Annotated in this window: 14 protein-coding genes and 1 pseudogene; 7 read left to right on the plus strand and 8 right to left on the minus strand. The window is 58.0% G+C overall.

What is annotated here, in order from left to right; translation table 11 throughout:
- Nucleotides 1-95: 95 nt before the first annotated feature.
- Complete coding sequence (locus ACLH1U_RS18885; protein WP_004205129.1) at nucleotides 96-998, plus strand: DMT family transporter; 903 nt, start codon at nucleotides 96-98, stop codon at nucleotides 996-998.
- Nucleotides 999-1,104: 106 nt separating this feature from the next.
- The gene (locus ACLH1U_RS18890; RefSeq protein ID WP_023291415.1) at nucleotides 1,105-1,395 is read left to right on the plus strand and encodes a YicS family protein; all 291 of its coding nucleotides are present in this window, start codon (nucleotides 1,105-1,107) and stop codon (nucleotides 1,393-1,395) included.
- A 3-nt stretch (nucleotides 1,396-1,398) separates the two neighbouring features.
- On the opposite strand, the gene ACLH1U_RS18895 is transcribed toward ACLH1U_RS18890, so the two are convergent.
- Genes ACLH1U_RS18895 through galB form a run of 4 tightly spaced genes read right to left on the minus strand, consistent with a single transcriptional unit; the run spans nucleotide 1,399 to nucleotide 4,805 of the window.
- Entirely contained in the window at nucleotides 1,399-2,265 is an 867-nt protein-coding gene (locus ACLH1U_RS18895) for a DUF1932 domain-containing protein (RefSeq protein ID WP_105491085.1), read from the minus strand.
- Between the two features lie 2 nt (nucleotides 2,266-2,267).
- Nucleotides 2,268-3,353 carry a 4-oxalomesaconate tautomerase gene (locus ACLH1U_RS18900; protein ID WP_044525076.1) on the minus strand — a complete coding sequence of 362 codons (1,086 nt, stop codon included), beginning with the start codon at nucleotides 3,351-3,353 and terminating at the stop codon, nucleotides 2,268-2,270.
- A gap of 1 nt (nucleotide 3,354) precedes the next feature.
- A complete protein-coding gene (locus ACLH1U_RS18905) occupies nucleotides 3,355-4,068 on the minus strand; it encodes a 4-carboxy-4-hydroxy-2-oxoadipate aldolase/oxaloacetate decarboxylase (protein WP_023291418.1) in 714 nt (237 codons plus the stop codon).
- Nucleotides 4,065-4,805 carry a 4-oxalmesaconate hydratase gene (gene galB / locus ACLH1U_RS18910; protein ID WP_411299397.1) on the minus strand — a complete coding sequence of 247 codons (741 nt, stop codon included), beginning with the start codon at nucleotides 4,803-4,805 and terminating at the stop codon, nucleotides 4,065-4,067. Before galB ends, ACLH1U_RS18905 begins: the two co-directional genes overlap by 4 nt.
- 127 nt (nucleotides 4,806-4,932) lie before the next feature.
- Here galB and ACLH1U_RS18915 point away from each other — a divergent pair, with 127 nt between their 5' ends.
- Complete coding sequence (locus tag ACLH1U_RS18915) at nucleotides 4,933-6,159, plus strand: LysR family transcriptional regulator (protein WP_023291419.1); 1,227 nt, start codon at nucleotides 4,933-4,935, stop codon at nucleotides 6,157-6,159.
- Here ACLH1U_RS18915 and ACLH1U_RS18920 read toward each other — a convergent pair.
- The 4 genes from ACLH1U_RS18920 to ACLH1U_RS18935 all read right to left on the minus strand — a co-directional run bounded on the left by ACLH1U_RS18920 (nucleotide 6,156) and on the right by ACLH1U_RS18935 (nucleotide 10,256).
- Nucleotides 6,156-7,418, minus strand: coding sequence for a gallate dioxygenase (locus tag ACLH1U_RS18920; protein WP_023291420.1), 1,263 nt, complete (start codon nucleotides 7,416-7,418; stop codon nucleotides 6,156-6,158). The genes ACLH1U_RS18915 and ACLH1U_RS18920 overlap by 4 nt on opposite strands.
- A gap of 13 nt (nucleotides 7,419-7,431) precedes the next feature.
- The gene (locus ACLH1U_RS18925; protein ID WP_023291421.1) at nucleotides 7,432-8,802 is read right to left on the minus strand and encodes an MFS transporter; all 1,371 of its coding nucleotides are present in this window, start codon (nucleotides 8,800-8,802) and stop codon (nucleotides 7,432-7,434) included.
- A gap of 211 nt (nucleotides 8,803-9,013) precedes the next feature.
- Nucleotides 9,014-9,955, minus strand: coding sequence for a LacI family DNA-binding transcriptional regulator (locus ACLH1U_RS18930; protein ID WP_105491088.1), 942 nt, complete (start codon nucleotides 9,953-9,955; stop codon nucleotides 9,014-9,016).
- The gene (locus ACLH1U_RS18935) at nucleotides 9,939-10,256 is read right to left on the minus strand and encodes a hypothetical protein (protein ID WP_124070018.1); all 318 of its coding nucleotides are present in this window, start codon (nucleotides 10,254-10,256) and stop codon (nucleotides 9,939-9,941) included. The genes ACLH1U_RS18930 and ACLH1U_RS18935 overlap by 17 nt, the downstream gene beginning before the upstream one ends.
- Here ACLH1U_RS18935 and ACLH1U_RS18940 point away from each other — a divergent pair.
- The 4 genes and pseudogenes from ACLH1U_RS18940 to ACLH1U_RS18955 all read left to right on the plus strand — a co-directional run.
- Nucleotides 10,249-10,563 (plus strand): PTS sugar transporter subunit IIB, encoded by a 315-nt coding sequence (locus tag ACLH1U_RS18940; protein ID WP_023291423.1) that lies wholly within the window; start codon nucleotides 10,249-10,251, stop codon nucleotides 10,561-10,563. The genes ACLH1U_RS18935 and ACLH1U_RS18940 overlap by 8 nt on opposite strands.
- Before the next feature lie 11 nt (nucleotides 10,564-10,574).
- Nucleotides 10,575-11,897 (plus strand): PTS sugar transporter subunit IIC, encoded by a 1,323-nt coding sequence (locus tag ACLH1U_RS18945; protein WP_023291424.1) that lies wholly within the window; start codon nucleotides 10,575-10,577, stop codon nucleotides 11,895-11,897.
- Between the two features lie 98 nt (nucleotides 11,898-11,995).
- Complete coding sequence (locus ACLH1U_RS18950; RefSeq protein ID WP_004205145.1) at nucleotides 11,996-12,298, plus strand: PTS lactose/cellobiose transporter subunit IIA; 303 nt, start codon at nucleotides 11,996-11,998, stop codon at nucleotides 12,296-12,298.
- A gap of 145 nt (nucleotides 12,299-12,443) precedes the next feature.
- A pseudogene (locus tag ACLH1U_RS18955) lies at nucleotides 12,444-12,617 on the plus strand (hypothetical protein); the annotation flags it as partial.

The following is a 12,617-nucleotide window of genomic DNA, read 5'->3' on the forward strand; positions in this document are numbered from 1 at the left end:
GTTGTACCGCCGCGCCCGACTACCATTTCCTGCCCCGCCGCCCCGGGCGGGCGCATGCTATGATTCCCCTTTGTCATATTTAGCCAGAGGAAAAGATGGGCTCCAGCAAAAAAGGGATGCTGAACGTACTGATTGCCGCCGTGCTGTGGGGCAGTTCCGGGGTGTGCGCGCAGTTTATTATGCAGGAAAGCCAGATGTCGTCGCCGTTTCTGACCATGACGCGTCTGCTGTTCGCCGGGCTGATCCTGTTGATGCTCGGCTTTGTTCACGGCGACCGCATTTTCCGCGTGCTGCAAAACCGCCGCGACGCCGTCAGCCTGCTGTTTTTCTCGCTGTTTGGCGCGTTAACCGTGCAGTTCACCTTTCTGATGACCATTGAAAAATCGAATGCCGCCACGGCCACGGTGCTGCAGTTCCTGTCCCCGACGATCATCGTCGCCTGGTTCGCCCTCGCCCGTAAAGCGCGCCCCACTCCGCTGGTGCTGGGGGCTATCTGCACCTCGCTGGCAGGCACCTTTCTGCTGGTGACCCACGGCAACCCGACGACGCTGTCGATTTCGCCGGCGGCGCTGTTCTGGGGGATCGCCTCGGCGTTTGCCGCCGCGTTTTATACCACCTATCCCTCGACGCTGATTGCCCGCTACGGGACGCTGCCGATCGTGGGATGGAGCATGCTGTTCGGCGGCGCGATGCTGCTGCCGTTTTATGGCGGCCAGGGCACCGATTTTGTGGTTAACGGCAGCCTGCTGTTAGCCTTTTTCTACCTGGTGGTGATCGGTACTTCGCTGACCTTCAGCCTTTATCTTAACGGCGCGCAGAAGATTGGCGGCGCCAAAGCCGGGATCCTCAGCTGCGCCGAACCGCTGAGCAGCGCCCTGCTGTCGCTTCTGCTGCTGGGGATCACCTTCACGCTGCCGGACTGGCTGGGCACGCTGCTGATCCTGGCCTCGGTGGTGCTGATCGCCATCGACTCGCGGCGGCGGGTGAGAGCCGCCTGAGGCGATGATAACAAACGCCTTTTCAACAAGTTAAATTAACCGCTATTTGCGTGTTTGCCCGCCTGCGCATATAGTTGACGGAAGCGATTACGGAAGGAGAAGCCTGATGAAAGCATGTTGGATGGTATGCCTGGTCACCGCCCTGAGCGCCACGTCGGCGTGGGCTGAATCACCGCTGCAAAGCCTGCAGTTCGAACAGCAAAAGCAGCAGGTGCTTAAAGCGGTGAAGGAAAAATGCGCGCCAGCAAGCCACCTCAGCGACAACGATTTTGCCAATAACGTGCTGGCGACCGACGGCAACAAGAACGCGGTCCGCGAAGCAACGCTGGCGAAAGAGCGCAATAACCAGAAAAGCTACCAGGCCGCGATCGACAAAATCGTCTGTCCGGCCAAATAGCGACTATTTCAGCCTGGCGACCAGCGTTCTCCAGTCAAACGGCGTCAACTGCCTGTAGCTCAGGCTACGGGCAGCCATCTGGTGCGGAAGCTGGCGCTGGCTTTTCGCGATCGCCTTGCTCATGACCCCGCTGCTACCCACGTCACGCAGGGTTTTCACCACCTCTTCCATCTCTTCGCTGCGCCGAATTCCGTGTTCCGCCACCCGGCTGATCAGATAGTCGGGAAACGTCCCCGTCCAGCCCAGAGAGGGGAAACTATGATGCAAGGAGCTCATCACCTCCTCCTCGACGCCATATTCACGGGCCGCGAACAGACATTCAGTGGTGAGCGCTTCAAGACCCTTGATCATCACGCTGCGGCACATTTTTATCGCCGACACCTGGCCCACCGTAATGGCGCCATAGCGGGCGTTCAGCCCCAGCCCCTGCAGACGCGGCGCCATCGCCTCCGCCTGCGGCCCGCCGATCAATAACGGTGTCTGCAATCGGGCCGGCGGCACCGGCGCCATCACCGCGACATCAATGTAAACGCCGGGCAGAAAATGGCCAGCCGCCTGCCGTTTCGTCTCCGGCGCCACGGAGTTGAGATCGAGGAAATATTGCCCCGGCTGCAGCAGCGCGGCGGCCTGCTGCGCGACCTTTAGCGCCTCACCGGCGGTCACAGTAGAAAAAACCAGCGTGGCGCTCTCCAGCGCCTGCGCCAGCGAACTCCCTACCTGAACGCCCGACTCACTGGCTTTCCTGACCATTGCCTCTCGCTCCGGGCCATTGAGCTTGCAATCCCAAATGGTCACCGCATGCTCACGGGCCAGATCTGCCGCCAGAATGCCACCCGCCTCGCCAAAACCAATAAACGCGATTGTCGTCATCATTACTCCTCACACGGCCAGACGCGGGCCGGAATAAAAACTTCGCCAGCAAACAGCAGTCGCGCCGTGCGTAACAGGCCGCAGCCTGCCAGGGCGCCATCAGCGTCAAGCTGAAGCGTCACGCTAAATTCACCTGTCGGATGCTCAACGCTGAGCAGCGGCGTCTCGCCTGGCGCGACCTGCGCCATGCCCTGCGCGACAGTGCCCGGGATCAGACAGGCGCTGGCGACACTCACCGCGCCAAAAACGCCGATCGACGCGTGGCAGCGATGCGGGATAAAGGTGCGGCTGCTGATGGCGCCGCCGTGTCGCGGCTCGGCGATCAGGGTCATCTTTGGCACCGTACGCTGGCTGACGTCACCCAACTGCATCAGTGGCCCGGCCTGCAGACGAATCGACTCGAGGCGACGTTTAAGCGCGTCATCATTATCCAGTTGTTCGCGTGTCTCATAGCCTGTGCATCCCAGATCGCAAGCGCGCAGCAGGATCACAGGCATCCCGTTATCGATGCAGGTCACCTCGACGCCATCAAAACGGTCGCGGACCCTGCCGGTCGGCAGCAGTGTCCCGCAGCTGGAGCCTGCCACATCAAGAAAATGGAGCAGGATTGGACTGGCGCTGCCCGGCACACCATCGATACGACTCTCGCCGACGTAGTTGACTCCCTCGGCATCGCAGGGGATCTCTGCCACCGCCAGTTGCCCCGTGTTCTCCATATAAATACGCACCCGAGTAAGCGGCGCATCGTGGGGAACGAGCCCACGCTCGATGGCGAAGGGGCCAACGGCGGCAAGAATATTCCCGCAATTTTGGCCGTAATCCACCGTGGCCCCCGCCACGTTCACCTGGGCAAACAGATAGTCCACATCGGCGTCAGGCCGTGCAGAGCGGCGAATAATCGCCACTTTACTGGTCAGCGGATCGGCGCCGCCGATCCCGTCAATTTGCCGAGGATCTGGCGAGCCCATCACCGCCAGCAGCACCGCATCACGTTGCGCCGGATCGGCAGGCAAATCGTCAGCAAGAAAACAGGCCGCCTTCGAGGTGCCGCCGCGCATCCACAGACAAGGGATCCCACGTTGCGCCATCTTACTCCTCCACCTCATCAGCACTGTCGTAATACCGCAGCCCCTTTTCCGCCAGACGCGGGCGCATAGCGTAAATATCGAGTCCCAACTCGCCATGGCGCATCCGCTCACGCTTCGCAAGTTCATTACTCATGCGGGCTTCCGCTTTATCAAGCACATCACGAACCTGAGCGTGCGGCAGCACCACGACTCCGTCGTCGTCAGCCACTACGACATCGCCCGGCTGCACAAGCTGGCCTGCGCAAATCACCGGCACGTTAACCGAACCGAGGCTCTCTTTCACTGTTCCTTGGGCATACACCTGACGAGACCAGACGGCGAATCCCATCTCCCGTAGCGTCTGCGAATCGCGAATGCCGATATCCCCCACCAGACCGACCACGCCGCGCGATTGTAGAGACGTCGCCAGCAGATCGCCGAAGAAGCCATCGCCGCACGGCGACGTCGGGGCCACCACCAGAATATCGCCGGCGCGGCACTGCTCGACCGCGACATGAAACATCCAGTTGTCACCTGGCGTCACCAGCACGGTTACCGCGTTGCCCGCCCGACTGACACCCTGCTGAATCGGACGGATTGTCGGCCCCATCAGCCCCTGACGATCCCAGGCCTCATGAAGCGTCGCCACCCCGGCCGCCTCACAGCGGCGCAAAACCGCCTCGTCATGGCGCGGCAGATGGCGGATCACAAGGCCTTTTTTATTTAACAGGTTCATGCCAGGTTCTCCGTTACGCGGGGGAAGATGCTCTGGAAGGCTTCGCCGTGAACGATATCGCGCGCGGCCGTGATGCCGATATTGCGCTTGGCCTGTACCCCGCGCTGCAGCGCCACGCGGGTGTAGTATTCCCACAGATGCTCCTGACCCTGCATGCACTGAATGGCCTGATACTTTTTCTCCCAGACGGCGGTGATGTCCAGTAACACATCGGGTTTCCAATTGCACTGCTCCGGCTGGTGCGGTTCGAAACAGTAAACCGGGGGAGCAGAGACAATTTTCTCACCGGGGCGATAGCCCTCTGCCTGGGCGATAATCCGTGCTTCCTGAGCCAGATGGGAGGCCAGCGGATGATCGTAGTTATAGGGATCGTGCAGGGAGTGCGTCAGGACAAAGTGGGGCTGGATACGGCGATACACATCCGCCAGACGAAATAGCGTCTCTTTATCGGCGCGCAGCGGATAGTCGCCGATATCAAAGAATTCGACGCTGGCGCCCAGGATCTCGGCAGCAGCCTGCGCCTCTTCGCGACGGACTTGCTTCACCGCCTCCTCCGTCATGTTGCCTTTACGCCATAGTTTGGCGGACTCGCCGCGCTCGCCAAAGGACAAACAGACCACATGGACCTGATAGCCCTGCAGGGCATGCAGGGCTATCGCACCGCCCGCGCGCCAAACGAAATCGGCCGAGTGGGCGCTGACGACAAGGGCTCTTTTTTCGCTAACCGGATGAGACATGATGGCTTCCTCTGTTGTTTTTTTCAGCTTGTCATGTCCCGCCGTTGGGAGGTAATTCGTTAACTTGCGAAGGCTATGATTTTTATTTATGTTGTCGACTCACTCACTGTATCAGGCCTGACGAATAATGCTGAAGAGAATGCACAATAAAATCATAAATATCATGCAACTGCGTTTTTTCTGTCAGGTCGCGCTGCGCGGAAGCGTTTCGCGTGCTGCCGATGACTTATTCCGCACGCAGTCAGCGATAACCCGGGCTATCCGCGATCTTGAAGCCGCGTTGAACGTCACGCTATTTGAACGCCATTACAGCGGCATGGTGCCCACCGAGTATGGCAAGTGCATCCTGCCGCGTGCCCGGCGGGCGATTGACGACCTGCAGGCCATTCCGGCGCTGTTGCAGAAACACCATACCCGCACCAGCGGCCCCCTGGCGGACGCCGGCTGGCTGTTCAATACCCGCCGGTTAGCCATTTTTATTCAGCTCTATCACGTCAACCATACCCAAACCGTCGCGCAACAGTTGGGGATCACCCAACCGGCGGTCAGCGCCGCGCTGAAGGTCCTGGAAAAAGGGGCGGATTCAGCGCTGTTTCGCCGAACGCCAGAAGGGGTACGCCCCACGCCTGCCGCAGAACTGCTCTATCCGCCGGTCAGCAGAGCGCTCAACGAACTGGAAAATATCTGGAGCGATCTCGCCGCCCGTCGTGGGGTACTGGAGGGCACCGTTCGTATTGGCGCTCTGCCGCTGAGTCGCACCCGGCTACTGCCCACCGCCATCGCCGCCTTTCTGGCACAGCACCCGGGCATTACTCTCATGACCAATGAAAGCCCGTATGAGTCGCTGGTCGCCGATATGCGGGCAGGTAATATCGATTTTATTATCGGTGCGCTGCGCCAGGATGAAGATCTACCGGACCTCTGTAGCGAGGCGTTATTCGAAGAGGATATGCTGATTTTACTGCGTAATAACCACCCACTGCTACGCCATCCAGACCCGCGTAGCCAGCTGGCGACAGCGCAATGGGTGCTACCGCGCGCAAACGCCCCGGCACGCCATTTGCTGGATAGGGCGTTTGTCACCTTAGGATTGCCGCTGCCTCAGCCGACGGTGGAGACCGGGGATGCGGCGATGGTGCGAGGGTTGCTGAGGGACTCAGACATGCTGGCGGCGGTTTCCGCCAGCCAGATGCGTTTTGAGACAGACAACGGGCTGCTCAGCGTGTTGCCGGTCCCCCTGCCTGATACCACCCGGCGTATCGGACTGACGTTTCGCGCCGGCAGCCTGCCCTCCCCGGCGACGCAGGCGCTGTTGCGTTTTATTTATCAGCAGGTTCAGGGCGGGACCGTTTAACGTTTACCCGCCACTGAGTAAGTTACCTGTTGGTTACGCGTTTGCTGAAACGCCTCCAGCGTCTGCCCGCGCATCGCGGCGTAAATATGCAGGTTGGATACGCCGACCACCGCGCCCATTTTCTCCAGCAGGAAGAAACTGGCGCCGTACTGAATCAATCCACGCCAGTCGCGTGCGTTGAGCAACTGCTTTTCCTCCTCACTCAGTCCAGCTTCGGCATAAAGCGACTGAGGCGACTGCAGAAAACGTTCGCGCCAGGCAGGCTCAATCAGCCGATGCAGGAAACGGTTAAGCCGCAAGCCATTCAGGCTGCGCTCGTGGGTAAAAGGATAGGTTCCCGGCAGTTTCTCCACCCCGGCCAACTGCTGCGCCATATGCTGGCGATGGCGCGTCAGGGTATCGACGGGGGGCATGCGCGCATTGTTCTCAAGGATCAGCGTAGCGATACCGGTCATCGACGGCAGGTAATAGTCGCGCCAGGTTTCGGTGACATTGGCTGATAGCGCGCCGCGCATCACCAGCCACATGATCACCTCAGACCCCTCCATTCCCCCCAGTTCGGCATATTCGCCAAGGGTCATTTCGGTAAGCTTTTCCGGGTCATTAACCAGCATGTCAACAAACTGGGCGTCCCACTCAGGATTATTAAATCCGCAGCGCTCGCCATGGACCTGATGAGAGAGCCCGCCGGTCGCGACAATCGCCACATTGATATCTTCCGGGAAACTTTCAATCGCCCGCCGCAGCGCCTGGCCGAGTTTGTAACAACGACGCGCGCTTGGTACCGGAAATTGCAGCACGCCGATCTGTAACGGGATCACCGCCGTCGGCCACCCCTGCTCTTCATCCCAGGGCAACAGCGCCGAAAGCGGCGAGAAAAGGCCGTGGTCGAGCTTTTTATCCATAAAGAACGACATATCAAACTCATCGGCCATCAGGCTGGCGCCTATGTGCCTTGAGAGCGCCGCGTTGCCCTGTACCGGGGGCAGGCAGCGCGGTCCGCCGCCCTCGTCGGCAACGTCATATTGATTGTCGATTCCCAGCGTAAAAGTCGAATAGTGATCGAAGAAAAAGGCGGTCACATGGTCATTAAAAATGTACACCAGCGCATCCGGTTTTTTCTCCTCCAGCCAGCGCTGCAGCGGTTCGAAGCTCTGGAAGATCGGCGACCATGCCGGGTCCTGCTGTTTATGATGATCGACCGCGAAGCCGATAGTCGGGGTATGAGAGACGGCGATACCGCCGAGAATGTTAGCCATCAGATAACTCCACTTATCGGTGTTCCAGGGGGGATGACAAAGCGTCCAGTTCTGCCTCTGTGAGTCGAGGCTTAGCGTGATTCATACGGTGCAACAAAATACAGATCCCCGCCAGGCAGGCCGGTAGCGCAAGCACTAAAAAGATCGAGGAGTGTCCCGGTACGGCCAGCATCAGCATCCCGCCCAGCGTGGAGCTGAGAATAGCGCCGGTACGGCCGATACCATGCATCCAGCTGACGCCGGTGGCGCGGATTTCGGTTTGATAATAGGCTGGCGAATAGGCCTGCAGACCGTTCTGCGCGCCGTTAATGCACATCCCGCTGATAAAAATCAGCACCGATAGCGCCGCCGATCCGAAATCCATCAACCCCTGGGACATCAAGCACAGGCAGCCGAGAAAATAGGTTGCCGCAATCACCGCTTTCGCCGAGGCACGATCCATCAGCATACCGACAAGGATCCCGCCCAGCGGGCCACCAAGCTGGAACAAGCCGGTCATCATCGCCGCCTGCTGCAGCGACAACCCGCCGGAGCGAAGAATGGTTGGCAGCCAGCCGTTCAGCAGATATATCACGAACAGGCCCATAAAATAGGTCAGCCACAGCGCTATCGTGCCGCGGGCATAGCCATGCCGGAACAGCTGCGCCACTTTACTGCTCCGCGTGATGGGCGGCGCATTCAGCTGGAAAACGGTTTCAGCCGTAAACTGGCCCCCAAGCCGGTTAAGCGCCCTGGCGATCTGCTCGCCAGGTAATCGGCGCGCCACCATGCTCATTGCCGACTCAGGTAACATCACGATCATAAAGGGAAGCACCACGAGCGGCAGCACGCCGCCAAAAATCAGCGCCGAATGCCAGCTGTAATGCGATAACAATCCGGCGGCGATAAAGCCGCCGAGGCCGGAACCCACGTTAAAACCGCTGTACATCAGGGTGATCATCACCCCTTTACGCCGCTCCGGCATATATTCCGCCACCAGCGTGACGCAGTTGGGCATCACCGCGCCAAGTCCAAGGCCAGTAAGAAAACGCATCAGCGCCAGTTGCGATGGGCTTTGCGCCACGGCGCCGGCCAGGCTGAACAGCGCAAACAACGCCACCGACCAGAGTAAAATGCGTTTTCGGCCGTAGCGGTCAGAAAGCGGGCCCGCCACCAGCGCGCCAATGGCGACGCCGAACATGGCCGCCCCAAGAATCGGCCCCATTTCAGCCCGGCTGATGCCCCAGTCCTCGATGAGCGCCGGGGCGACAAAGCCCATCACCGCGGCGTCATACCCATCCAGCATAATGATGATGAAACAGAGCAGCAGCACGTTCCATTGAAAGCGCGAGACCGGGCGGGCATCTATCCACGCTTTCACATCGACAACGTTCATGTGATTCATAGGGTGACTTCCTCAAGCAGGCGGTACGAATGTTCTGGTTAGTGTTTTTTGAGTGGAACTTTCGTACTCAACTTAAGGCAGGTCACGCAGGCTGTCCGGTTCGAAAACCCGGCGACAGATATGAGTTTTATTTATAATGTGAGGGATGCGACAAAAAACAGCCATTAAAAAACCCGCAGCCAACGGCGGCGGGTCAGGGCAAGAGCGACGATCAGTGCTTCGGAATAATTAAATCGCCGCGCAGCGGGCTGCCGCCCGGGTTGTCCGTTTTCTCGGTCAACCAGTTGACGATCCGCGACGCCATCGCGTCCATGGAATATTCAATCGCCGGGATAGTCGGGATACCGGGCAGCTGTAACGATCCGGCGAGGCTAAACACCATCACATTTTGCGGAACGGCGCGGTTAAACGCCTGCAGCTGCGGCACCACGCGCTGCGCCTGCTGTTCATCGCTCACCAGCAGCGCGTTAAAGTTCAGCGTCGTGGCGTTATTGACCAGCTCCTGCACCGCCACCGACGGCGAGGTGTTATCCAGAAACACCAGATTGCGATTAAACGGCAAAAAGTTTTTTTCCAGCGCGTGCTTGTAGCCCAGCAGCACCTGATCGGCGAAGCCGCTGCTCTGGGGATGGATCAGCGCAATCTGCCTTCTGCCCTGGCTTATCAGATAGTGACAGGCGGTTTCGGCGGCGAAGGCGTGATCGAACTGAATGCTGTTTTCGCCCTCGCTGTCGAGGCAGTCCACCAGCACCACGTCCGGGCGGTTAATATTCAGAGGAAAACGCGCGCCGATGATCAGCACGTTATCGCACAGCCCGCAGGTCAACTCCTCCAGCGAGTTCATCACGCCGTTGCTGGTGTTGGCGAAGCGCAGCAGCAGGTGCTTCTGGTGCTGGCTGAGCTGTTTTTCCAGGGCGTAGAGATAGCTGGTGGTTTGATTGATATTGTCCTGGGCGCAGATGACGCCGATGCAGCCGGTGGACTGGCTAAGCAACGACTGGGCTATCATGTTTGGCCGGTAATTGAGCGTTTCCGCCGCCTGCAGCACCGCCTGACGACTGGCCTCCTTCACGCCACGTGAGCCGCTCAACACTCGCGACACCGTGGCTTTGGAAACCCCGGCAAGTCGTGAAACATCATTGATTGTCGACATCATTTTCCCCTGCGCGGGCGCCGCGCCCCGCTAAAATCCCGTAAACCTGAATCGCTTCAATTATGACCAGCGCAGTATATCCATTTCGCCATTTGTTTGGAAACCGATTTTCCATTTCAGCGCAAAACATCGCCAAATCGACAGAATAATGTGAGCCAAATCCAATAAATCCGCCCCATAAGCAGGAGATCTTGACCACTATCACAGTTCTGCTTTTTATAAATGGAAACCGGTTTCCGTCTGATATCAAATCATCCACGCAATAACTTTTTACATTTTGAGGATGGTCGTCGATGTACAAGATTATGCTGTGCTGTTCTGCCGGAATGTCCACCAGTCTGCTGGTCAGAAAGATGGTGGAGGCGGCGAATGAACGTGATCTGCCGGTGCAGATTGACGCCTATGGCGTTTCCGAATTTGACATCCAGTTTCCGCAGTATCAGGTGGTGTTGCTTGGCCCCCAGGTGAAATACATGTTGAAAACCCTGTCTGACAAAGCGGCTTCCCTGAACATTCCGGTTCAGCCCATCGATACGATGGACTACGGCATGCAGCGGGGAGACAACGTCCTGAATTATGCTCTGTCGCTGATCCCAGCGGCGCACTGAGAGGTGTTGAAATGAGTTCTCTGTATCAGTCCATGATTGCCGTGATCGAGCAATCTATTACTCCGCTGGCAGGACGCCTTGGGCAGCAGAAATATGTTATCGCTATCCGCGATGGCTTCACTGCCGCATTGCCGTTTATGATCATCGGCTCTTTCATGCTGGTATTTATCTTTCCGCCGTTTTCACCCGATACCACCAACGGCTTTGCCCGCGGCTGGCTCGATTTCTCCCAGCACTACCGCGAACAGCTGATGCTGCCGTTTAACCTCAGCATGGGCGTAATGACCTTCTTTATCTCGGTCGGCATTGGCGCCAGCCTCGGTCGTCAGTTTCAGCTCGATCCGGTGATGTCCGGTCTGCTGGCGTTTATGGCCTTCCTGCTGGTCGCCGCGCCCTATGCCGATGGTAAAATTTCCACTCAGTATCTGTCCGGCCAGGGCATTTTTACCGCCCTGATCACCGCCATCTACTCCACCCGCGTCTACGCGTGGCTGAAGCAAAACAACATCACCATCCGTCTGCCGAAAGAGGTGCCGACCGGCGTCGCCCGTTCATTTGAAATCCTGATCCCGGTGCTGGTGGTGATTGGTACTTTGCATCCGCTGAACCTGTTTATCGAAGCGCAGACCGGGATGATCCTGCCGCAGGCGATCATGCATCTGCTGGAGCCGCTGGTTTCCGCCTCCGACTCGCTGCCGGCGATTTTGCTCTCCGTTCTGATGTGCCAGATTTTCTGGTTCGCCGGGATCCACGGCTCGCTGATTGTCACCGGCATTATGAACCCGTTCTGGATGGCCAACCTGTCGGCAAACCAGGCGGCGCTGGCGGCCGGCACGGTGCTGCCGCACGTCTATCTGCAGGGTTTCTGGGATCACTATCTGCTGATTGGCGGCGTCGGTTCGACCCTGCCGCTGGCCTTCCTGCTGCTGCGTAGCCGGGCCACTCATCTGCGCACCATCGGCAAGATGGGCATCGTGCCGAGCTTCTTTAATATCAACGAGCCGATCCTGTTCGGGGCGCCGATCATCATGAACCCGATGATGTTTATCCCCTTCGTCTGCGTACCGATGGTCAACGCGGTGCTGGCTTACGGCGCGACGCGTCTTGGCTGGCTGAGCCAGGTGGTGTCTCTCACTCCGTGGACCACGCCGGCACCGATTGGCGCCTCGTGGGCGGCCAACTGGACGCTGAGCCCGGTAGTGATGTGCCTTATCTGCATGGTGATGTCGGCGGTGATTTACCTGCCGTTCCTGCGCGCCTATGAACGTTCCTTAATGAAAACCGAAGTTGAGAAAACCAAAAATAGCGTTCCGGTGGCAGAAACCGTTAGCTAATTCCTCTCCGCCCCGGAGAGATAATATGATGACAGCGTCATAATGCAGAAAAAGGACTTTCACTGCATTATTAAATAATAAAGACTTCAGGAATACACATGATTGAATTAGAAGATGCGGTAATGGAAATTATCGTCAATGCGGGACAGTCACGCTCATTATGTTTTGAAGCGCTGCATGCGGCCCGAACCGGAAATATCGACGAAGCGCGTTTACTCTTAAATGAGGCCGACGGTTACGCCCGCCGGGCGCATCAGATGCAGACCCAGCTCATCGAGCAGGATGCCGGTGAAGCGCGTCAGCCTATGACGCTTATTATGGTACATGCCCAGGATCATCTGATGAATTCGCTGCTGGCCCGCGAGTTCTCAGAAGAATTAATCCATCTGTACCAGCGTTAATTAATATGGAATAACGCCAGCGAGAATATTACTCTCCGGCGTCGCTGTACCCTAAAAAAACAAATCAGCTTATTTTGGTTATTTATTTTAGCCAGAATGGGATGGTTATTATCTGAAATATATTAATTATTAAAGCGAGATAACCATGAATACTGTGAAAAAACTGCCTTTAGCCATGGCGGTTGTCGCCGCGCTGTGCCCAATTTCCGTAATGGCGCAAGAATTTACTCAGGAACAGATCGACGCCATCGTCGCCAAAGCCGTTGATAAAGCGCTGGCCGACCGCCAGGCGAAAATTGACGCCGCGGCCGACAAAAAG

It is taken from the genome of Klebsiella sp. 1SOBk5mer, from assembly GCF_046603115.1.
GTDB lineage: Bacteria > Pseudomonadota > Gammaproteobacteria > Enterobacterales > Enterobacteriaceae > Klebsiella > Klebsiella quasipneumoniae.

What these genes read in the sequence shown, in the direction of transcription:
- galB (WP_411299397.1), bottom strand. Translation starts at nt 4,805, where the DNA reads ATGTCTCATCCGGTTAGCGAAAAAAGAGCCCTTGTCGTCAGCGCCCAC.
- ACLH1U_RS18925 (WP_023291421.1), bottom strand. Translation starts at nt 8,802, where the DNA reads ATGAATCACATGAACGTTGTCGATGTGAAAGCGTGGATAGATGCCCGC.
- ACLH1U_RS18915 (WP_023291419.1), top strand. Translation starts at nt 4,933, where the DNA reads ATGCTGAAGAGAATGCACAATAAAATCATAAATATCATGCAACTGCGT.
- ACLH1U_RS18900 (WP_044525076.1), bottom strand. Translation starts at nt 3,353, where the DNA reads ATGGCGCAACGTGGGATCCCTTGTCTGTGGATGCGCGGCGGCACCTCG.
- ACLH1U_RS18930 (WP_105491088.1), bottom strand. Translation starts at nt 9,955, where the DNA reads ATGTCGACAATCAATGATGTTTCACGACTTGCCGGGGTTTCCAAAGCC.
- ACLH1U_RS18890 (WP_023291415.1), top strand. Translation starts at nt 1,105, where the DNA reads ATGAAAGCATGTTGGATGGTATGCCTGGTCACCGCCCTGAGCGCCACG.
- ACLH1U_RS18950 (WP_004205145.1), top strand. Translation starts at nt 11,996, where the DNA reads ATGATTGAATTAGAAGATGCGGTAATGGAAATTATCGTCAATGCGGGA.
- ACLH1U_RS18940 (WP_023291423.1), top strand. Translation starts at nt 10,249, where the DNA reads ATGTACAAGATTATGCTGTGCTGTTCTGCCGGAATGTCCACCAGTCTG.
- ACLH1U_RS18885 (WP_004205129.1), top strand. Translation starts at nt 96, where the DNA reads ATGGGCTCCAGCAAAAAAGGGATGCTGAACGTACTGATTGCCGCCGTG.
- ACLH1U_RS18945 (WP_023291424.1), top strand. Translation starts at nt 10,575, where the DNA reads ATGAGTTCTCTGTATCAGTCCATGATTGCCGTGATCGAGCAATCTATT.
- ACLH1U_RS18905 (WP_023291418.1), bottom strand. Translation starts at nt 4,068, where the DNA reads ATGAACCTGTTAAATAAAAAAGGCCTTGTGATCCGCCATCTGCCGCGC.
- ACLH1U_RS18920 (WP_023291420.1), bottom strand. Translation starts at nt 7,418, where the DNA reads ATGGCTAACATTCTCGGCGGTATCGCCGTCTCTCATACCCCGACTATC.
- ACLH1U_RS18895 (WP_105491085.1), bottom strand. Translation starts at nt 2,265, where the DNA reads ATGACGACAATCGCGTTTATTGGTTTTGGCGAGGCGGGTGGCATTCTG.